22 protein-coding genes and 2 pseudogenes are annotated in these 20783 nt (G+C 51.4%); 10 read left to right on the top strand and 14 right to left on the bottom strand.

Translation table 11 applies throughout. The features are described 5' to 3' along the window. Positions 1-337, top strand: a pseudogene (locus M2371_RS05235) (branched-chain amino acid ABC transporter permease); the annotation flags it as partial. After that, positions 337-585 (top strand): annotated as a pseudogene (locus tag M2371_RS05230) (AzlD domain-containing protein); the annotation flags it as partial. The pseudogenes M2371_RS05235 and M2371_RS05230, both read left to right, overlap by 1 nt. Before the next feature lie 9 nt (positions 586-594). Here the strand turns inward: M2371_RS05230 and cybB are convergent. Then, positions 595-1125, bottom strand: a complete 531-nt coding sequence (cybB, locus tag M2371_RS05225) for a cytochrome b561 (protein WP_034495529.1) — start codon at positions 1123-1125, stop codon at positions 595-597. Between the two features lie 191 nt (positions 1126-1316). Between cybB and gap the strand changes: the two genes are divergently transcribed. After that, complete coding sequence (gap, locus tag M2371_RS05220; protein ID WP_172894146.1) at positions 1317-2318, top strand: type I glyceraldehyde-3-phosphate dehydrogenase; 1002 nt, start codon at positions 1317-1319, stop codon at positions 2316-2318. A gap of 47 nt (positions 2319-2365) precedes the next feature. Here gap and dbpA read toward each other — a convergent pair whose 3' ends face one another. After that, the gene (gene dbpA / locus M2371_RS05215; protein WP_034495531.1) at positions 2366-3739 is read right to left on the bottom strand and encodes an ATP-dependent RNA helicase DbpA; all 1374 of its coding nucleotides are present in this window, start codon (positions 3737-3739) and stop codon (positions 2366-2368) included. 330 nt (positions 3740-4069) lie between these two features. Between dbpA and M2371_RS05210 the strand changes: the two genes are divergently transcribed. From M2371_RS05210 to ttcA, 3 genes are all read left to right on the top strand, one after another. Next, positions 4070-4360, top strand: a complete 291-nt coding sequence (locus M2371_RS05210; protein ID WP_034495534.1) for a Bor family protein — start codon at positions 4070-4072, stop codon at positions 4358-4360. Positions 4361-4745: 385 nt separating this feature from the next. Then, positions 4746-5114, top strand: a complete 369-nt coding sequence (locus M2371_RS05205; RefSeq protein ID WP_259267068.1) for a hypothetical protein — start codon at positions 4746-4748, stop codon at positions 5112-5114. A 398-nt stretch (positions 5115-5512) separates the two neighbouring features. Beyond that, positions 5513-6448 (top strand): tRNA 2-thiocytidine(32) synthetase TtcA, encoded by a 936-nt coding sequence (ttcA, locus tag M2371_RS05200; protein WP_259267067.1) that lies wholly within the window; start codon positions 5513-5515, stop codon positions 6446-6448. Between the two features lie 37 nt (positions 6449-6485). Here the strand turns inward: ttcA and M2371_RS05195 are convergent, their stop codons facing one another. Beyond that, positions 6486-6638 carry a hypothetical protein gene (locus M2371_RS05195; RefSeq protein ID WP_156104874.1) on the bottom strand — a complete coding sequence of 51 codons (153 nt, stop codon included), beginning with the start codon at positions 6636-6638 and terminating at the stop codon, positions 6486-6488. 267 nt (positions 6639-6905) lie between these two features. Further along, positions 6906-7889, bottom strand: a complete 984-nt coding sequence (zntB, locus tag M2371_RS05190) for a zinc transporter ZntB (protein WP_259267066.1) — start codon at positions 7887-7889, stop codon at positions 6906-6908. Between the two features lie 217 nt (positions 7890-8106). On the opposite strand from zntB, the gene M2371_RS05185 reads away from it, so the two are divergent. Both M2371_RS05185 and M2371_RS05180 read left to right on the top strand, forming a co-directional pair. Beyond that, entirely contained in the window at positions 8107-9201 is a 1095-nt protein-coding gene (locus M2371_RS05185; RefSeq protein ID WP_259267065.1) for a GGDEF domain-containing protein, read from the top strand. Between the two features lie 7 nt (positions 9202-9208). After that, a complete protein-coding gene (locus M2371_RS05180; protein ID WP_034495548.1) occupies positions 9209-9307 on the top strand; it encodes a YoaK family small membrane protein in 99 nt (32 codons plus the stop codon). A gap of 52 nt (positions 9308-9359) precedes the next feature. Here M2371_RS05180 and M2371_RS05175 read toward each other — a convergent pair whose 3' ends face one another. Further along, a complete protein-coding gene (locus M2371_RS05175) occupies positions 9360-10979 on the bottom strand; it encodes an ABC transporter substrate-binding protein (protein WP_259267064.1) in 1620 nt (539 codons plus the stop codon). A 255-nt stretch (positions 10980-11234) separates the two neighbouring features. On the opposite strand from M2371_RS05175, the gene mpaA reads away from it, so the two are divergent. Beyond that, the gene (gene mpaA, locus M2371_RS05170; protein WP_115628514.1) at positions 11235-11942 is read left to right on the top strand and encodes a murein tripeptide amidase MpaA; all 708 of its coding nucleotides are present in this window, start codon (positions 11235-11237) and stop codon (positions 11940-11942) included. 5 nt (positions 11943-11947) lie between these two features. Here mpaA and ycjG read toward each other — a convergent pair whose 3' ends face one another. Next, complete coding sequence (ycjG, locus tag M2371_RS05165; RefSeq protein ID WP_259267063.1) at positions 11948-12913, bottom strand: L-Ala-D/L-Glu epimerase; 966 nt, start codon at positions 12911-12913, stop codon at positions 11948-11950. A gap of 149 nt (positions 12914-13062) precedes the next feature. Here ycjG and tpx point away from each other — a divergent pair, with 149 nt between their 5' ends. After that, positions 13063-13569, top strand: coding sequence for a thiol peroxidase (gene tpx / locus M2371_RS05160; protein ID WP_034495560.1), 507 nt, complete (start codon positions 13063-13065; stop codon positions 13567-13569). 32 nt (positions 13570-13601) lie between these two features. Here the strand turns inward: tpx and tyrR are convergent, their stop codons facing one another. From tyrR to hybA, 8 genes are all read right to left on the bottom strand, one after another. Beyond that, complete coding sequence (gene tyrR, locus M2371_RS05155; protein WP_172894133.1) at positions 13602-15164, bottom strand: transcriptional regulator TyrR; 1563 nt, start codon at positions 15162-15164, stop codon at positions 13602-13604. A gap of 174 nt (positions 15165-15338) precedes the next feature. Next, on the bottom strand, positions 15339-15575 hold the full coding sequence (gene hybG / locus M2371_RS05150; RefSeq protein WP_259267062.1) for a hydrogenase maturation factor HybG: 237 nt from the start codon (positions 15573-15575) through the stop codon (positions 15339-15341). 21 nt (positions 15576-15596) lie between these two features. Next, the gene (hypA, locus tag M2371_RS05145) at positions 15597-15938 is read right to left on the bottom strand and encodes a hydrogenase maturation nickel metallochaperone HypA (RefSeq protein ID WP_172894131.1); all 342 of its coding nucleotides are present in this window, start codon (positions 15936-15938) and stop codon (positions 15597-15599) included. Next, on the bottom strand, positions 15931-16425 hold the full coding sequence (gene hybE, locus M2371_RS05140) for a hydrogenase-2 assembly chaperone (RefSeq protein ID WP_259267061.1): 495 nt from the start codon (positions 16423-16425) through the stop codon (positions 15931-15933). Before hybE ends, hypA begins: the two co-directional genes overlap by 8 nt. Further along, a complete protein-coding gene (locus M2371_RS05135) occupies positions 16409-16909 on the bottom strand; it encodes a HyaD/HybD family hydrogenase maturation endopeptidase (RefSeq protein ID WP_172894127.1) in 501 nt (166 codons plus the stop codon). The genes hybE and M2371_RS05135 overlap by 17 nt, the downstream gene beginning before the upstream one ends. After that, positions 16909-18603, bottom strand: a complete 1695-nt coding sequence (hybC, locus tag M2371_RS05130; RefSeq protein WP_259267060.1) for a hydrogenase 2 large subunit — start codon at positions 18601-18603, stop codon at positions 16909-16911. Before hybC ends, M2371_RS05135 begins: the two co-directional genes overlap by 1 nt. Then, entirely contained in the window at positions 18581-19783 is a 1203-nt protein-coding gene (gene hybB / locus M2371_RS05125) for a Ni/Fe-hydrogenase cytochrome b subunit (RefSeq protein ID WP_259267059.1), read from the bottom strand. Before hybB ends, hybC begins: the two co-directional genes overlap by 23 nt. After that, positions 19776-20780, bottom strand: coding sequence for a hydrogenase 2 operon protein HybA (hybA, locus tag M2371_RS05120; RefSeq protein WP_259267058.1), 1005 nt, complete (start codon positions 20778-20780; stop codon positions 19776-19778). The genes hybB and hybA overlap by 8 nt, the downstream gene beginning before the upstream one ends. Positions 20781-20783: the final 3 nt, after the last annotated feature.

Here is a 20783-nt window from a genome sequence, read left to right as displayed (position 1 = left end):
GTTGCTGCCGCCATAGCCGGTTTACTGGTGAACGCTCGCCATTTCCCATTCGGCATTGCGGTGCGTGACTTAGTCGGCACTCGCCTGTCGAGCTTCATCGGTTGCCACATCATGAATGATGAAAGCGTGGTGTTTGGTTTATCGCAGAAAACGCCCGAGGCGCGTAAGGCTATTCCCAACCATTTTATTGGCGTTAGTGATCCCCGCCTTTAAAAACCGCACTACCGCACTGCGTTCTTTAACCGGAGCCACTATTTCGCTGCTTGCCGTTCCCTTCACGCCCGTGGGGATGCCTGTTTTGTTATCGCTGCTGGGTGTCTTTGCGAGGAAAAAATAATGACTGAAACGATGAAAATTTTAGCGGGCCTCGCGCTGCTTTCCGGCGGCACTTATTTAATGCGCCTGGCGGGGGCGAAATCAGGCAATCGATTAGTATTCTCTGAAACGGCGAAATCACTGCTTTCGGATGCGGCGACGGTACTGCTTTTTTCGGTCGCCATCGCCACTACTTTTTACGAGAACGATCATTTTTCCGGCATAGCCCGCGTTACGGGCGTGGCAATTGCCGTGTTTCTTGCCTGGCGTGGCCTGAGATCACTCTTTTTTGCCAGGCATCATGCGCAGCAGCGTGTTGTCTTTCCAGACGTAATGGTGAAACAACGCGGCGAAAGCATGAATGCCAATCACGAAGTAGCCGATGTTGGCGAGCAGTTCGTGGTAACTTTTGATGTTGAATTCCATGTCTTCATCCGGCTCAACGGCGTGTGGCATCGGGATCCCCAACACCGACCAGTCGCTGCCTTTGAAGTACACCGTCATGAATCCCAGAATCGGTAACACGATAAACATCAGATAGATAATCGTGTGCACCAGGTGCGACATCCCGGTAATCGCGGGGTGTGGCTTGGGCGTGATGGCGGGAGCGCGATACTTAATTCGCACCAGCAGGCGCGAAATCATCAAAATAAAGACGCTGATCCCGCAGGTTACATGGGTCGCGTTAAAAATGGGCCGATACGAACGCGGCGCAAAACCTTTCAGTTCCATGGCGCAATAAGCCCCCACTATCAATAAAAATACCAGCCAATGAAGTGTTATCTGTAACGAGGTGTATTTGCTGCGCATTAAGGTGTCCTGCATAGTCACAATGATTTTTTCCAGGATAACGGCAAATACTTAGAAAATCATTAACATCAGGCGAATTACCGCAACATTTCCTCGCCAGGCCTGGGTTTGCGGCCCCTTCATTTATGGACTATCACTAGAGTTGATTAAGAATTCAGCTACTTTCCATGATTAAAAGTGAGGTCCGCGTCATGAAAAAGATCGGTATCAATGGCTTTGGTCGTATAGGTCGCCTGGTGTTACGCCGTGTTCTTGAAACCAAAAGTGAAGTTGAAATTGTTGCTATCAACGATCTCACCTCGCCTGAAGTGCTGGCTTATTTGTTAAAACACGACTCCAGTTACCGCAATTTCAACGGCTCGGTGGATTACACCGACGACGCGTTGATTGTGAACGGCAAGAAAATTGCGGTGTATGCCGAGAAAGACGCCAAAAACATTCCCTGGGGAAAAGTCGGCGTTGAGATAGTCATCGAATGCACCGGTTTCTATACCTCCGAGGAAAAAGCCAGCGCACATCTGGATGCCGGAGCGAAGAAAGTGCTGATCTCCGCCCCTGCTGGCAACATGAAAACCATCGTCTTTAACGTCAACTGCAACACGATTACCCCAGAAGATAAAATTCTTTCTGTCGCTTCCTGCACCACCAATTGCCTCGCGCCAATGGCAAAAGCGTTGCACGACAACTTCGGGATTAAGGTCGGCACCATGACCACTATCCATGCTTACACCGGCACGCAATCGCTGGTTGATGGCCCGCGAGGCAAAGATCTGCGCGCTTCGCGTGCGGCAGCGCAAAATATCATTCCGCATACAACCGGCGCGGCAAAAGCCATTGGTCTGGTGATCCCTGAGCTTCAAGGCAAACTCAAAGGCCACGCGCAACGTGTGCCAACGCTGACCGGTTCGGTCACTGAATTAGTGTCGATTCTTGATAAGAAGGTAACGGTCGAGGAGATTAATGCGGCGCTGAAAAAAGCGACCGACGGCAACGAATCGTTTGGCTACACCGACGAGGAAATTGTGTCGTCCGATATTGTCGGCACGAATTTTGGTTCGGTGTTTGATGCCACACAGACGGAAGTGACTGAAGTGGGTGATTTACAACTGGTTAAAACCGTGGCCTGGTACGATAACGAGTACGGTTTCGTCACGCAGTTGGTGCGGGTACTGGATGCGGTCGCGAAGGAATAGAATTAACCGCTCCCTGCCCTAATGTTGCAGGGAGCGGTGTTAAAAACTTACTTCAGCAAACGCACTTTGACGGATTTGCCTTTAATTTTACCGCTCTGCAATTGCTTCCAGGCATGACGCGCCACAGACTCACGGATCGCGACATAAACGTGCATCGGGTGGACATCAATTTTGCCGATATCTGCGCCATCCAGCCCCAAATCACCGGTCAACGCACCGAGAATATCACCCGGACGCATTTTCGCTTTTTTGCCGCCGTCGATGCACAACGTCGCCATAGTCGCTTCCAGCGGTTTGATGCTTCCGGCCGTAGGCGCGGGCTGCCAGCTCAGAGACAAGTTCAACATCTCAGCTAACACGCTGGCACGCTGGGCTTCTTCCGGCGCACATAGGCTAATTGCCAGGCCACTTTCGCCAGCACGAGCGGTACGACCAATGCGGTGAACGTGAACTTCCGGGTCCCAGGAGAGTTCGTAGTTAATCACCATTTCCAGTGCTTTGATGTCCAGGCCACGCGCTGCAACATCCGTTGCGACCAGCACGCGGCTACTGCCGTTGGCAAAACGCACCAGCGTTTGATCGCGATCGCGCTGTTCCATGTCGCCATGCAGCGCCAGCACGCTTTGGTTGCTTTCGGTTAGCGCATCACAAACGGCCTGGCAATCTTTCTTGGTGTTACAGAAGACGACGCAAGACGCAGGTTGATGCTTGCTGAGAAGTTTCTGCAACAGGCTGATTTTGCCACTGCGGGAGATTTCATAGAACTGCTGCTCTACAGAAGGCAATTCATCTACGGAATCAATTTCGATGGTTTCTGGCGAACGCTGCACGCGGGAGCTAATTGATGCAATTGCCGTCGGCCAGGTCGCAGAGAAAAGCAGGGTCTGGCGATCTTGCGGCGCATGGCTAATCACTTCGTCAATGGCGTCAGCAAATCCCATATCCAGCATGCGGTCTGCTTCGTCCAGCACCAGCGTTTGCAAGGCATCGAGCTTGACGGTCTCTTTTTTCAGGTGATCCAGCAAACGGCCAGGCGTTGCAACAATCACATGCGGAGCATGTTGCAGCGAATCGCGCTGAGCGCCAAACGGCTGACCGCCACAAAGCGTGAGCACTTTAATATTCGGCATGTAGCGTGCAAGGCGGCGTAATTCTTTTGCCACCTGATCAGCCAGCTCACGAGTCGGGCACAATACCAGCGACTGAGTAATAAACTGACTCGCGTCAATGTGTTGCAGTAAACCCAGACCAAATGCAGCGGTTTTACCACTGCCGGTTTTCGCCTGTGCGCGGACATCTTTCCCAGCCAGAATCGCGGGTAATGCAGCCGCCTGAACAGGCGTCATGGTGTGATAACCAAGTTCGGTGAGGTTGGCGAGTTGTTCTGCAGGCAGAACGTTTAGGGTAGAAAAAGATGTCACAGTTATACTCTCAATTAATGGGCTGTCAGACAGCGTCTGGCGCGCATATTAGCAGATTCGTCGCTGTAACGCGGCAGTTTCCAGCAAATTAGCGCTGCCATTTCAAGCCGCACGCTGCGACAAGAGCTGATTTGCCCTGGTTGTCATTACTCCAGTATTAAATCTTTCAATTGATCGATAAAGGTTAATCCAAATCGTCTAATTTGATGCGATATAAACGAACCCAAAACAGTGCCGAGATAATTCTCATACTAATAACTGGTCGGATTTCTTATTAATAATTACAATGCGATTCTGCGCGCGGTTACTACAAATAAAAAAGGGATTGTTATGAAAAAGTTAATGATAGCAGCTGTTGCTTCTCTGGTTTTATCTGGCTGCGCGCAGCAAACATTCACTATTAATAAAGAAATTGCTGAGAAACCACAGCAAACCACGACACATCATTTCTTTGTCAGCGGTATTGGCCAAACCAAAACTGTTGATGCGGCGGCGGTATGTGGCGGTGCAGATAAAGTGGTGCGTACAGAAGTTCAGCAGACATTTGCTGACGGTTTCCTCGGCTTTATCACGTTTGGTATTTACACCCCACGTGATGCACGCGTTTATTGCTCTAAGTAAGTTAAATAGCCAGTGTTATGCACTGGCTTTAAATAATCTAACTCATTGTACGATAAAATATTTTTATGATTCAGGGATTCAAAGCCGCCGCTATCGTTTTAGTTCTTGTGGTGCTGGCCTGGTTAATGTTGCTGGTTAATGCTCTTGATGTACCAGCCCACTCTTTTTATTTTCTGGATAAGCTAGAAGCAATTTACTAAATTCTCACTCGGGTTAAACCCTCCCCTGATTAATATCAGCCTGCGAATATATCTCCCGGTTTTGAGTTCCGCGAACCTTCAATTTCATTAGATAAATCATCTAAACAATATGAATTGCGCAAATTTAAATTCTATGGCGATTCATGTTACCCTCCTGTTACCTACATTAGATGACAAGGTGTCTCATGAAATTTGTTCTTTTATTAAGCTTTTTAGGCCTCGTTCATTCTTCTGTATTTGCCGCCACAGCGACCCGACTATCATGCTCAATGCGTGAAAATATGGTGATTTCGCGTTTTGCTTATAGTCTCACGACGATGAAATGGGACGAACACTTTCAGGTTGCCTCCGGAGTCAGACAGAACAAAACCCAGAATGATGTCCCTTTCCGTGTCACACGGTTTCAAAATGGAGATGACCTGGTGTTCTTCCCGGGGAAACAGACCTACTTCATGTTTTATTCCGGCAATCCTGAGCCTGATCGCTGCGTCGTGTTGAGCACAAGTACCTATGAGATTACGCAGTTGCCGCGCTATGAAAAACCAGATGCATAACGGGATTATGTGAAGCAAATAGTGTAGCGAGAGTGAGATAAAAGAGATTTTGTTTTGGTCCGCCACCGGAGCCTCGAACCCCGTACTACAACACTGAGGTTGCCGCTCTTCCCGATGAGCTAGTGGCGGTTTTTAACGCATGCCTGACCTCTCATTTCATAATCACATGAAGATTATGAAGATTGGCCGGCGGCGCATAATACATAAGTGAAATTACCCATGCAATAAATAAGGCTTCAATGGGGCAAACTTATATTAATCTCATTAAAACCACGCCATTGAGAAACGCTTTTTACTTCATTTCGTGCTGACTTTCGTCGCCGCAATCCGTACCATACACGCCATGTAGCATGGCTATGCCCCTGCGGTGCCCCTTTTCGAGTTAGAGCGTCAACTAAATGCAAGATAAACAAGAAGTTACTAAAAAAGAACAATACAACCTGAACAAATTACAGAAACGTCTGCGTCGTAACGTGGGCGAAGCTATCGCTGATTACAACATGATTGTAGAAGGCGATCGCATTATGGTTTGCCTGTCTGGTGGCAAAGACAGCTACACCATGCTGGAAATTCTGCGTAATTTGCAGCAGAGCGCGCCAATCAATTTCAGCCTGGTGGCAGTTAACCTCGACCAAAAGCAACCCGGTTTCCCTGAGCACATTCTGCCTGCGTACCTGGAAAGCATTGGTGTTGAGTACAAAATTGTCGAAGAAAACACTTACGGCATCGTAAAAGACAAGATTCCAGAAGGGAAAACCACCTGCTCGCTCTGCTCTCGTTTGCGCCGTGGCATTCTCTATCGCACCGCCACCGAGTTAGGGGCAACGAAAATTGCCCTTGGCCACCATCGCGATGACATTCTTCAGACGATGTTCCTGAATATGTTCTACGGCGGCAAAATGAAAGGCATGCCACCAAAACTGATGAGCGATGACGGCAAGCACATTGTGATTCGCCCGCTGGCCTACTGCCGCGAGAAAGACATTGAGCGTTTCGCCATCGCGCGTGAATACCCGATTATTCCGTGCAACCTTTGTGGTTCGCAGCCAAACCTCCAGCGCCAGGTGATTGGCGAGATGCTGCGCGACTGGGATAAACGTTATCCTGGCCGTATCGAAACCATGTTCAGCGCGATGCAAAATGTGGTGCCTTCGCATATGTGCGATACCACGCTGTTTGATTTCAAAGGCCTGAAGCACGGTGCGGAAGTGGTAGACGGTGGCGATTTAGCGTTCGACCGCGAAGAGTTGCCTATGCAGCCTGTTGGCTGGCAGCCAGAAGACGAAGACAGTGAATCCCCTGCGCAACGCCTCGATATCCTCGAAATAAAATAGTCAGACAGTCCCTCTCCGGCAACGGAGAGGGAAACCTTCACATGTGCGGCGGCGGGTCGATAATCGGTTTTGGATCGGGATCAAGCGGCGGGTCGGGTATCGGCTGCGGCCTGGGTATTGGATCGGGCACAGGCGTAGGTTCGCTCGGGAATGTCGGGTCGCTCATGAATAAGCTTCGATAAAAAGTCATTATGGCCTCCAGTTTTGTACCTTCCCTTTAAGCATAGACAACAAATCGCAGACAAAAAAAAGCCGACTAATAGTCGGCTCGTACGAATCAATTGTGCTATGCAGTAATTCTAAAAAAGGAAGTAAGACAATATGGAGCGCAACGCCCATCGCTTGACGTTGCATTCACCTGCGAGAGAGATAGTGCCTTGAACCGTCGTTCCAGTTATTGACCTGGCTCAATTATCGCAGCCTTTTTTAGTAAGCGCTTTGTTAAAAATGTTAAATTTTACAGCCATTTACTGCGATGTAACCACCAGGCAACACCACCAATAAGAACCACCAACATGATGCAAAACAAGCTAAAACCAAAATGCCAGCCTCCGCCTGGAATGCCGCCTAAATTCACGCCAAATAGCCCCGTCAAAAACGTGCTTGGCAAGAAAACCATCGCCATTAATGACATGGTATAGGTGCGACGCCCCATCGCTTCTTGCATCACCTGGGCGATTTCATCCGCCATTACAGCAGTACGCGCAATACAGGCGTCGATTTCATCAAGCCCGCGCCCTAACCTGTCGGAAATATCCTGCATCCGACGACGGTGATCATCGGTCATCCACGGCAGTCGCTCACTCGAAAGACGCGCATAGACATCCCGCTGCGGCGCCATATAACGGCGCATCACAATCAGCTGTTTACGCAGTAAAGCCAGAAAACCTCGTGGAGGGATTTGTTGATCGAGCAAGTTATCTTCGAGATCGATAATTTTGTCATGCAACTGTTCAATAAACTCGCTGGCATGGTCAGTCAGCGCATCGCAAACATCCACCAGCCAACCGCCGGTATCGACCGGACCTGCGCCCTCTTTGAGGTCATTCACCACGTCATCGAGCGCCAGTACCCGGCGCTGACGCGTTGAGACAATAAGCCGTTCGTCGATGTATAACCGCATTGCGACGAGTTGGTCTGGGCGTTCATCGGTACTACCGTTGATGCAGCGCAACGTGATGAGCGTCCCTTCGCCAATGCGCGTCACACGCGGGCGCAAACTTTCGCCGGCCAGCGCATCGCGTGCATAATTGGGCAGTAAAGGTGTGGTCGCCAGCCAGTTTGCGCTATCGGAATGGGTATAATTTAAATGCAGCCAACCAGGATGTGCAGCATCGATAGTGTCATTATCTTCGATGGTTTTGACGCCGCCATTGCCATCGAGTTGCCAGGCTAATACGGCGTCCGGCACTTTTAAATCGTGCCCTTTAATGGTTTCCAAAGCATTTCTCCACGTATTGCCACATTTCTGTTGTCAGTCTAGCCGTCTTCTTTTGTTATGTAACTCGGAAAAATAGGCAAACTTCCTGAATTTGCTCAATAAAAAATGTTACATTTCTGTTGTTTTTCAGATACAGCAATGCCACCAGGGCATACGGAGATGATGTTTGCTAGATGTACGCAGAACTTACACCAATTTAGATTTTCGCCTAAAGGTCATGCGGCAACGCGCAATCACAATCAGTGGCGTCTGGTTTTTATGGATTAACTTATTGTTCTGTTTATTTATTTTAGGCCGACACTACTTTTCGCCGATAAAACAAATCGCCAGCATCACCCAATCATATCCCGTGCTAGAACTGCTTATGGGGTTGATACTCGCCATCTCGTCGTCGGTGATTTTCCTTTTGCGAATGGCCCCCGATCAACACGCCGAGTGGCTGAGTAAGTGCCTGCACTGGGCATTACTGGGCATCAGCGCTCTTTGGGTGTGTTGTTTTTACATCTTCATTGCCAGCGGCGATTCGCGGATTGTGTTCCCCTTCGCCGCGTTGCTGATTTTCACCGCGCTGATTTCACTCTATTTTGATACCCGCGTTTTACTGAGTTTCACCCTGCCCATTTGGGTGGTGATTCTGATTTGTAATTTTGTTTATCCTTCCGACCTCACGGTGCTCAATGCGCTGTTGTATATCCTGCTGGCAGGCTTGTTTGAGTCGGGCCGCCGGATTTTGTGCGGTTGGTTTATTCTGGCCGTCCGCCGTGAGCATGAAAACAGAGATTTGATAACGCAGTTACAAACGCTGGCTAACCGCGACCCGTTAACCGGGATTGCCAATCGACGGGTGTTCCATCTGTTGCTGGATAAAGCGCTGCAACGTGAGGAACAATGCAACTCGCCACTGTCAGTGATTATGTTAGACGTCGATCACTTCAAAAAATATAACGACCATTACGGTCATCAGGCCGGTGATGAATGCCTGATAAAAGTCGCTAAATGCCTTGAAGATGCGGTTCGTTCGACACAAGATGTTGCGGCGCGGTTTGGAGGCGAGGAGTTTATTATGTTGCTTCCTGATACCTCTGCCCAGCAGGCGATTGAGGTGGCAGAGCGCATCCAACAGAACTTAAAAGCACTGGCGATTCCCCATGCCGGATCGCTTGTATTACCCTACGTCACAATGAGTCTCGGTATCGCGATTTGGGAGCCGGGCATGTCTGCTACGCGACTGATTGCGCAAGCTGATGCGGCGCTGTATCAGGCCAAAGAACAGGGCCGGAACCAGTGGCAACTTTTCCATACTGAAGAATGAGAAGAAAATGAAAATTGGCGTTTTGTTCCCAATAGCCATCATCGTGGCCGCGATCGTGTTTATCACCTGGTTTATTGTCGGGGGTTACGCCACTTCTGTTTCGTGATGAAACAAAAAAGGCCCTGATAAAAGTCAGGGCCTTTAAGATCAAACTTTAATTAATGTGCAACGATATACATGGTACGGCTGTAAGCAACATCTTCAGGGTTATTAATCGGATACCCTTTCAGCCATGGCTTGATTAAGCGACCATTGGTGTACTGGTAAATCGGTGCGATCGGGGCTTTTTCCTGGAGGATTTTTTCCGCCTGATTGTAATCTTTATTACGCGCGGCATCGGTTGTTTCCTGGCTTGCCTGCTCCAGAACTTTGTCATATTCCGGGGAGTTGAAGCGCGAAATATTACCGCTGTGCGTTGAAGTTAACAGCGACAGGAACGTCGAAGGCTCGTTGTAATCCCCAACCCACGAAGCACGAATTACATCGAAGTTACCGGTGTTGCGGCTATCAATGTACGTTTTCCATTCCTGGTTTTGTAGCTTCACATCCACACCAAGATTTTTCTTCCACATCGATGCCACAGCAATCGCAATCTTCTGATGGTTTTCGGAGGTGTTATACAGCAGCGTTAACTTAAGCGGTTTGTTCGGGCCATAGCCTGCCGCTTGCAGCAGTGTTTTGGCCTGAGCGTTGGCTTCTTCCTGGCTCATTTGCTCAAATGGTGAAGGCTCTGGCGTAAAGCCCGCCGTCACATCTGGCGTAAAGCGCCATGCCGGTTTCTCACCCGTACCCAATACCTTTTCAGCCATGATATGACGGTCAATCGACATGCTCAGGGCAAGACGCACACGCGCGTCAGCCGTCGGTCCTTTCTGGGTGTTAAAGGCGTAATAATAGGTGCCCAACTGTGGCGGGGTATAAACCTGCCCCGGAATATCTTTCAATAATTTTTGATAGAGGTTTTTCGGGAATGACTCAGTGATATCAATGTCTCCCGCCAGATAACGCTTGGTGGCCGAAGATTCCTGGTTGATAGGAATGAATGTCACCTCGGTGATGACCGTTTTGCTGTTATCCCAGTAATTTTTATTCTGCACCGCCACCAGTTTTTCATTCACGATGCGATCTTTCAGCGCATACGCCCCGTTGCCGACCAAATTGCCAGGTTTAGTCCAGTCATTGCCGAATTTCTCGACCACTGCTTTTGGTACCGGATAGAGCGAGAAGTTAGCGGTGAGATTCGGGAAGTACGGTACGGGCTTATCGAGATTAATGCGCAGTGTTCTATCATCAACCGCCATCACGCCCAGTTTATCTGCAGGCATTTTGCCATCAATAATGGCTTGCGCATTGTTGATGCCAGCAAGGGCGGCGAACCAGGCAAATGGCGAGGTGTTTTTCGGATCAACCAAACGCTGCCAGCTATAAACGAAATCTTGTGCGGTAACCGGTGAGCCATCAGACCAGCGCGCGTTGTCGCGCAGGGTAAATGTCCAGGTGCGGTTGTCATTGCTTTGCCATTTGGTGGCGACACCGGGTTCGAGCTGCCCTTTCTCGTTCTGGTTAACCAGGCCTTCAAACAAATCACGGATCACCTGAATTTCTGGCAACCCAACGGCTTTGGCAGGATCAAGAGAAGCCGGTTCATCTTTGATATGGCGAACCAGTGTTTGGTCAGCCGCGAGTTTAGTGCCAGCAGGGACATCCGCCGCCCAGGCATTAGAAAAGAGGCTGGCAATGGCTAATGCGCAACAAGTAGTCAAAAAACGCTTTTTCATGTTTTACCCTTATGAATAATTTTGTTTGGGCCAGCACTACGCTCACGCCAGTGACAGACAAACAATGTAACGCAATCAACTGTTTTGCCAATAACAAAAATAAATAACGTGACGAAAATCGCCTCCCGGTGGGTTTTTTGTGAATATCGGCGCAAAGGATGAACTGGTCTGACAGGAGATTGTTTCAGATGAGTTTTTTTTAAATCACTGCTATTACTATCAGCATTAAAAATCTGAGTCGATTTAAGGAATGCTATGTCAGCCCACCGCCCTCGTTCACAACGCGGTCATTTGCCGAAAGGCTCTGAGCGTTATGGCAAATCTGTGTTCGGCGCGCCGCTTATCTGGTTCCCGGCCGCACCGAGTGAACAACGCAGCGGCTTAATCATTGCAGGCACGCATGGCGATGAAAATGCGGCCATGGTCACGTTGTCTTGCGCACTGCGCACCCTGGAACCCGAACACCGCCGTCATCACGTTGTGCTGGCGGTGAATCCTGACGGTTGCCAACTGGGTTTACGCGCTAATGCCAACGGTGTGGACTTAAATCGTAATTTCCCGGCGGCAAACTGGAAATCTGGCGAAACCGTTTATCGCTGGAACAGCAGTGCTGACGCACGCGACGTGGTGTTATCGACCGGCAAAAAGCCCGGTTCTGAGCCAGAAACCGCTGCGTTATGTCAGCTGATTCATACGTTACAACCTGCATGGATTGTCTCTTTCCACGATCCGCTAGGCTGTATTGAAGATCCCGATAACTCGCCGCTTGGCGCATGGCTTGCGAAAGAGTTTGCGTTGCCGTTAGTGACCAGTGTGGGCTATGAAACTCCAGGGTCATTTGGCAGTTGGTGTGCCGATTTAGACCTACCTTGTATTACCGCAGAATTCCCGCCCATCTCGGCTGACGAAGCGAGTGAGCGGTATCTGGATGCCATGATGGGCTTACTGCACTGGCAAAAATAAAATTCTTACGGATAAAGTTTCCCGGTTTCAAAGTGCAAACCGGGTTCAACGTCTACTGCAAGCCAGGTTGGGCCGTCCAGATCGGCGAAACGAACTTTTGCCGCCAGCGGTAAAGCGGCGGCGATAGCTCTCGATGTACACAACATACAGCCCAACATCACATCAAATCCTGCTTCACGAGCGGCCTGCGTTAAGGCCAACGCTTCGGTTAAACCACCGGTTTTATCCAGTTTCACGTTCACCATTTCGTAGCGCCCTTTTAGCCCGGCAAGGCTTTCACGAGTATGGCAGCTCTCATCCGCGCAAATAGGCAATGGATGGATGAAATTCGCCAGCGCACTGTCCTGCCCGGCAGGCAGTGGCTGTTCCAGCATCGCCACATTCAGATCGGCCAGTAACTGGCAACGCGCCGCCAGGCCGTCACTTTTCCAGGCTTCGTTAGCATCAACGATAATCACCGCCTCTGGCACGGCGGCACGAATCGCCACCATCCGCTCGGTAATGAGTCGGTCGTCAATTTTAACCTTTAACAAGCGCGCGCCTTTATCCCACAGCAGTTTCGCGGCAGCCGCCATTTGTTCAGGTTCGGCAATACCGACAGTTTGTGCCGTGGTCACCAGTTCCGGGAGTTCGACCCCAGCAATATGAGAAAGCGTCCGTTGTTTGCGTCGGGCTTCTAAATCCCACAGTGCGCTATCAATGGCATTACGCGCAGCGCCCGCCGCGAGTGCATCTTGCAGTTGCGCACGCGTCATTCCTTTTTCCAACTGGGGAATCACCGTGGTGATTTGCGCCAGCACCGACTCAACACTCTCGCCATAGCGCGGATACGGGGTGCACTCGCCCACCGCTTTAATGCCGTCTTCTTCCAACTCGACCACCACAACTACCGCTTCGCTGCGTGTACCACGTGAAATCACAAACGGGGTATGGAGAGGCCACGCTTCCTGGTAAACCTTGACTGTTCTCATTATTTTTTGCCTGTCGTCGTTGTTTTTATCTTTGCCAGAGTATAGCCAGAGAACACTTTTACTTGCAGTATCAGTTTTTTATATTCAGATGATGAATACTGACATACACTGTCGGCGGCGTTAATTATATGTAAAAAGGAAAATCAAACATGTCACAAATCGTTCATTTCCAGGGCAACCCTGTAGCGGTTGCAGGTCAAATCCCACAAGCTGGCAACAAAGCTGAAGCTTTCTCACTGGTAGCTAAAGATCTGTCTGACGTTACTCTGAGCCAGTTCGATGGAAAACGTAAAGTACTGAACATTTTCCCAAGCATCGATACCGGCGTTTGTGCGGCATCCGTGCGCAAATTCAACCAACTGGCGACAGAAATGGATAACACCGTTGTACTGTGTGTTTCCGCTGACCTGCCATTTGCACAATCTCGCTTCTGCGGCGCGGAAGGCCTGAGCAATGTTGTCACACTGTCTACTCTGCGTAACCCAGAGTTCCAGCAAGCATACGGTGTGGGTATTTCTGAAGGCGCACTGAAAGGCCTGACGGCTCGTGCCGTAGTGGTTCTCAATGAGAAAGACGAAGTGGTATTCAGCGAGTTAGTGAACGAAATCACTAATGAGCCAGATTATGCCGCAGCACTGGAAGCTCTGAAGGCTTAAGTGTGAATGCCCCCGGACCCGGGGGCATTATTTTACTCTTCTGTTTTACGCTGGCTCAGGCCGTATTCACGTAATTTGTTCGCAATCGCGGTGTGCGAAACGCCCAAACGTTTAGCCAGCTTGCGCGTACTTGGATAAGTACGATAAAGCTGTGTGAGCACCGAACGCTCAAAGCGGCTGGTAATATCATCCAGCGACCCTTCCATTGCTTCTTCCCCAACCACTAAACTCGCCGTATCAAAATCTGGCAGCAAAATGTCTTGCGGACGTAACTCGTACCCTTCCAGTTGGGTTAATGCGCGGTATATCGCATTCTTTAACTGACGCACGTTGCCCGGCCAACCATAACGCGTTAACACGTTGCTTAAGTCATTGGCCAGTTTCGGACGCGGAACGCCTTGCTCATCGGCAAAACGGGCTACAAACAGCTCGGTCAGCGGCATGATATCTTGCGGGCGGTCACGCAGCGGCGGCAAATTCAGCGTGAGGACGTTCAGGCGATAATAGAGATCTTCACGGAATTCGCCTTTTTGCACCATTTCAATCAGGTTCTTTTGCGTCGCACAAATCACGCGCACATCAACATGAACTTCATGTTCCTCGCCCACGCGGCGGAATGTGCCGTCGTTGAGGAAACGCAGCAGTTTTGTCTGCATACGCGGCGACATTTCGCCGATTTCATCCAGTAGAACCGAGCCACCGTTAGCCTGCTCGAAGAAGCCTTTCTTACCTTCGACAGCATTGGCGTATGCGCCTGGTGCATGGCCAAACAATTCGCTTTCAACCACGTCATCCGGCATCGAACCGCAATTGAGCGCCAGATACGGTTTCTGCGCCCGCGGGCTGCCAAGATGGCAAGCATGAGCCAGCAAATCTTTACCGGTTCCGGTATCACCCACAATCAGCAGCGGTGCATTCAGCAATGCCAGTTTATGTGCCTGATCAACCACATGGCGCATTTTCGGGCTGACCGCGACAATCTGGCTAAACGCGCCGACGTCAGTATTAGAGAGATTCTGAAGCTGGCGCCCCATGCGTACCGTTGAACGCAGCATCACCACCGCGCCGACTAATGTAGCGCCTTCGTTTTCGCTATCAAGATGAACCGGCGTGATTTCCATCAGGAAATTCTGCCCGTTAATCACCACATGTTCGGTATGAGATTCCGTCGGCGCACTTTCCAGCCAACGCATAAAGTTAAAACCGTTCACCAGGCTCGCGGCGTTATGGTTACGCAACTTGTCTTCGTTTTGGCCAAACAGTGCACAGCTTGCCGGGTTCGCCAGTTCAACTTTACTTTTCATATCCAGCGACAGCACGGGTTCAGGCAGCGCTTCAAGCAAGGCGCTTAACGCACGATGTTCGCGCTCGGAAGGCATCCACGGCACGGTACGGACATCCGTCACTCCCGGTATACGACGAATTTCAGCCATCAGGCTGCTGAAAGTGTCAAAATCGAGGGTAGAAAAATTCAGGTAGATTCGCCCAATGGGATCAATTTCGATACCTCGTAAATCGATACTACGCAGTACCAGTAAATCGAGTAATTCTCGAGTCAGACCGAGACGGTCTTCGCAAAAGACTTCAAGACGCATGGGAATATCATCCTCATAGCTATTAACCTCTGGATGATAAGACAGTTCCCATGCTGCGGGAAGCGCTGTGTCAACAAATATTGACAGCCTGCTGGAAATTCAGGCGCTTTGCCGTAAAGTCGCCCATAAAGTACTCACAAAAAAAAGGGCTAAATGTTTATTTTCCGTTGCCTGTCAAACCATCTGCATCGCTTTAAGCACGTCGAGCGTGTTCAATGCCTCTTGCTCATCCAACAGGCTCATGGCGAACCCAACATGCAGCAAAACCCAGCGCCCGACCAACTCCTGGGGCGAACCTTCGCACACCAGCGAGATATTGATTTTGACTGTTACGCCCGACACCTCGGCGCTGGCGAAATGATGGCAATCCTCGCCTACCTCAATAATTTTTGCGGGCACACCGATACACATACTTATTCCTCCGCTGCGTGGTTATTCAATTTCCAGCTGTTTAATACGCAGACTTTCGCCCGTCTCAATATTCAGCTTGCGGCCCCCGCACAACGGACACGGGCTGGTGTACTTTTCAATCTGCACACTGTGACTACAATCCCAGCACCACGCCAAAGCAGGAAGATGGCTGAGGCGAAGCTCGCTGTTTTCTGCCAGCGTGCCGCGAGTAGCACTGGCAAAACTAAAGCGCAGCGCCTGCTCTTCAATGCAGGCGAGCGCGCCAAGCTCCAGCCACACCTGCGTCACTTTTTGTGCGCCATGCAGCCTCGCTTGCTGCTCGATAAGCTCAACCATATTGAGACAGAGGCTGAGTTCATGCACCTTCGGGACTCCTGGCAGGCATACGGAAAAAAGCCCTGCGCCCTGGATTTTCAGGCTGAGTACTATCCACCACCGGCAATGACAGCGCCATTCTGGCGGTCTGCTCCGCGAGCATGATCATCGTGTCCGCAGCGTTGTGTTTTTGCAGGGGAGACATCAGCGAAGAAGCCAGATATTGCCCGCAACCGTCCATTTCCCCGACGGTAAAACGGACGTTGCCGCAGGGAAGTGCAAGCGCCAGTTTTTCCCCGATTGCGCGTGTCGGCCATATCTCACCAGGCCCAGGCAACACCATTAAACTGAGCATCCAGGGCGTCAGCATGCAGCCCAGCCATTGGTGCTCGAACAGCTGAAAACCGCAGGCTCGTACTGGAATATGTGCCCGATAAAAAGGCAACTGGCGCATTTGCGTCTGCGCAACGGCCTGAAAAGCCTCTTCAAGCGAGGCTGATGGGTTGTGCGTAAAACCGTTAATGCCCGGTAACATCTGTCACCTCCGCACTAATCATGCGCACACCTTCGGTATGTAACGCCGCCATAATTTGCTGCAATGCAGGTTCAATCGCCTGACGCACGACCGGCGACAACGCAATTCCCGGCTCAAGGGTCTGTGGCACCACGCCAACCAACGTCAGCCTTGCCGGGAACTCATCGGTCAGGCGCAGCGCCATCAGCACATCGGCAAGCCCGATTTGATGAGGCGAAACCTTGCGGGTAAACATCGCCGGGATTTCATCATCACGAAGCACCACGACACTGCCAGGCTCGTCCCCGGTGAGTACCGCATCGGCGACAATCAAATGGTCGCGATTAGCCATCACGTCCATCAGGTCCATGCCCGACGTGCCGCCATCCAACACCTCAACGTGCGGCGGCAGTAAATAACGTTGCTCAAGCGCCTCGACGATTCGCACGCCTATTGCTTCATCACCCAACAGTAAATTGCCTATGCCCAACACCAGAATACTCATCACAACACCTTAACGCGGGTCACTTCGCCGCCCGTGGCATCGACGATGTGAACGGCGCACGACATACAGGGATCGAACGAATGAATGGTTCGCACCACTTCCAGCGGTTTAGCCGGGTCGCTCACGGGTGTACCAACCAGCGCACGCTCATACGGGCCAGGCTCATCGTTGAAATTGCGCGGCCCGGCATTCCACGTTGAAGGGACAACCGCCTGATAGTTTGCGATTTTGCCGTCTTTGATAACTATCCAGTGCGACAAAGCCCCGCGCGGTGCCTCGATAAACCCGACGCCGCGGATTTCACCGGTGGCGGGAATGTTTGGTGCAATAAAGGTTTCGTGGTCGCCAGTGCCAATATTGGTGACCAGCGCTTGCCACTGCTGACTGAGCGTTTGATGCAGCACACAGGCATGAACCGTACGCCCGACCACGCGCCCTAACGTCGATTCAAGCTGTTCGGTTTTAATTGTTTCTCCGGTCAGGGTTTTCATCATCCCTGTGAATTGGCTAAACACCTGCTGCGTAGGCTGATGCCCGGCGTGCAAACTACACTGCAACCATGCAAGCGGCCCCATCTCCACGGTTTTACCATAAAACGTTGGCGCTTTAACCCAGGAGTATTTCCCGTTTTCCTGCCAGCCGGTGTAGTTCGGTCGCGTTAGCCCTTCCCAGGGCGCTAGCGGCTGGTCGTCCTGATACCAGGCGTGTTTGCCACTTTCCTCAATGCCCTGTTGTAGATACGCATCGTGTTGCGTGGCAATCGGCCGGAATTTGCCGTTTTCCAGATAACCGCCCGGCAGCAGATAGTGCTCACTTTTACGATCGACTGGCAATTCAGGGACACAGAGATAGCAATCCGCGCCCTTACCCATCGTCAGCCACTGCGGATAGTGCGCGGCGATAATTGCCGTATCGACCAGATAAACCTGCTCGATAAAATCCCCCAGTTTGTCGATAAAACTTTTCAGGTACATCAGGCGTTCAAGGTTTAGCACGCCTGGGGAGTCCAGATTTATCGGGTTCGCCACGCCACCCACGGCCAGGTTCTGGATGTGCGGCGTCTTGCCGCCGAGCACCGCGACAATGCGGTTCGCGTCACGCTGGCACTCCAGAGCCTGTAAATAGTGCGCTACAGCAATCAGGTTCACTTCCGGCGGCAGGGTCATCGCCGGATGCCCCCAGTAACCGTTGGCAAAAATGCCCAACTGCCCGCTATCTACCAGCGCTTTGATTTTGTTCTGTACCGCAAGAAATTCGGCAGCGCTGTTCAGCGGCCATTGGGACAAACCGCGTAACATGTCTGCTGCTTTCTGTGGATCGGCCTTGAGCGCGGAGGTGACATCAACCCAATCCAGCGCCGAAAGCTGATAGAAATGCACGATATGGTCGTGAATGCTGTGCGCCGCTGAAATGATATTGCGAATGTACTGCGCGTTGACCGGCACCTCCATCCCCAGGGCATTTTCCACCGCGCGCACCGAGGCCAGCGCGTGAATGGTGGTACAAACCCCGCAAATACGCTGGACGATCATCCAGGCATCGCGCGGGTCATTGCCTTTGACAATCTCTTCCATGCCGCGCCACATCGTCCCGGAAGACCAGGCCTTAACGACTTTCCCCTCTTCAATTTCACAGTCGATGCGCAGATGTCCCTCAATACGCGTGACAGGATCAATGGTGATGCGTTGGCTCATTAACTTCCCCTGAATGTGTAGTTTCGTTATTTTCGCTATGACGGTGTTGCTCTGGCAGGACAGGTAAAAGTCTGATGAGCAGAATGTAGGCACACACTTCAATGGCGACAAAGCCGATGGAAATCAGCAATTCGCTGGCAGTCGGGAAATAGGCGTAACCGTTACCTGGGTTGTACGCCAGCAGCGCGTAATTCAACCGCCAGAAGGCCGCGCCGCACACCATGCTTAAAGCCCCGAGAAACAGCAGACGCGGATCTTTGCGGTTGCGCTTCCAGCGGAAAATCACCAGCGGGAAGAGCAGCAACGCCATTTCGGCCCAGAACGACAACGCAAAACGGTCGAGATGCCACAGATACGCTGTTTTTTGGCGCACGATGATTTCGCCTACGCGTAAAACGATAAACAGCAGTAAGAAGATCTCAGTGAGCCGCGTCAGGCGGGTAAACAGCGGCGTCTCGTTCGCCCCTCTTCCCCGAAGCCCAGCCTGCACCAGTGAGCCTTCGAAAATCACAATCGAAAAGCCAAGAATAGCGGCGGTCAGCAGTGAAAATACCGGTAGCAGTTCATAGCTTTGCCACAGCGGATGCACTTTGTAGCCTGCGGCAATCATCAGCGATCCCATCGACGACTGGTGCATCGACGGCAGCAACGCGCCAAGAGCGATAATCAAAAACATCGCTTTATTCAGCAAGCGCAGCGGCTTCTTCCAGCCGAGGCGTTCAAACAGAGCCGGGGCAAATTCCAGCGTCACAATGCCGATGTAAATCGTCATGCAGACGGCGGTTTCAAACAGCACTGAGTTGGTATTGAAATGGCCGGGTATATAGAAATACGGCAGGTTCCAGTAACGCCCGACGTCAATCGTGATAGACAAACCGCCGAGGGAATAACCGAACAAACTGGCTAATAACGCCGGGCGCACCAGCGGGTGATATTGCCCACGGTTGAAGACATACACCGCCCAGGCGAGCGCCCAGCCACCGCAGGCCAGGCCGGTGCCTACCAGCAGATCAAAGGCAATCCAGATCCCCCATGGGATACCGCCGTTTAAATCAGAGACATTCCCCAGGCCAAAGACCAGACGTTTGACGATCAGCAGCAGGCAAAGGACGGCAAAAGGAGCCAGCAGCATCACCGGCCAGCTCACCAGCCGCCCGCCAAGAGGCTTCGTGTTACTCATCGTCTTGATCCTCTTTTTCCTTACGCTGCTCATTGCGCATATTGCGCTGCACCATAAACGTGATCCCCGCCAGTGCGGCAAACGGCAGCACCATCCCTTTGTACAGAGAGTGCTGGACATGTTCCGAACGCGCCCCGGTCGACAAATCCGCCAGCTCAGGCAAGCCCAGCTTGTCAAAAGGCACGCCCGCCAGGACTAAAACCTGAGTGCCGCCGCCCTCTTTTTCGCCGTAGATATGCGGCTGGTAATGGGCAATGGGATGTTCGTAGCTGTCATGCGCAATCGTCTGGCGCGGATAGCGGGTGTTTTCACCGGCTTTGCCGTTGAGTCGACGTTTCGCTTCATCCAGCAGTTCTTCACGGGTGCCGAAAATCACCGCCCCGGTGGGACACACCGCAACGCAGCCTGGAAGCTCACCTTTATCCAGGCGTTCAACGCCCTTTTGATTGCACAGCTCGCATTTATGAATTTTGCCGAACGGGTTGTCGTAATCGTATTTCGGCACATTGAACGGGCAGCCGACCATGCAGTAACGGCAGCCGGTGCAGACGTCTGGGTTGTAATGGACAATGCCGGTTTTGGGATCTTTGCGCATCGCCTGTACCGGGCAGACAGAAACGCAGTTGGGGTCCACACAGTGCATACACTGTTTTTTGATATAGGCGTAACCGTCGGCTAACCGATCTTTGTGTTCGCCTTTTCCGCTACGCCACACCTGAATAATGTTGTTGGTGTAGGGGCTGAGTTTGTCATTGTTCGACCAGGTGGGTTCAGTTCCCGCATAAGCATAGGTGTCACCGTGCGGTGCATCCGTATGATTGACGCGCTGGCACTCGCTGACACAGGCCTGGCAGCCGATGCACAGCGTGGAGTCATATAGCATCCCCAACGCGCCTGGGATTGGCGGCTTATTTTCTGCCGCGGCCTGTGCCGCAGAGGTGCCTCCGGCGAGCAATGCCCCCGCAGAGGCGAGTTTTAAAAAATTGCGTCTGTTCACGGC

This window comes from Buttiauxella sp. BIGb0471 (assembly GCF_024807715.1).
In the GTDB taxonomy this organism is placed as follows: domain Bacteria; phylum Pseudomonadota; class Gammaproteobacteria; order Enterobacterales; family Enterobacteriaceae; genus Buttiauxella; species Buttiauxella agrestis.
The sequence above is the reverse complement of the archived record's forward strand: the minus strand, read 5'-3'. Positions and strand labels throughout refer to the sequence as shown.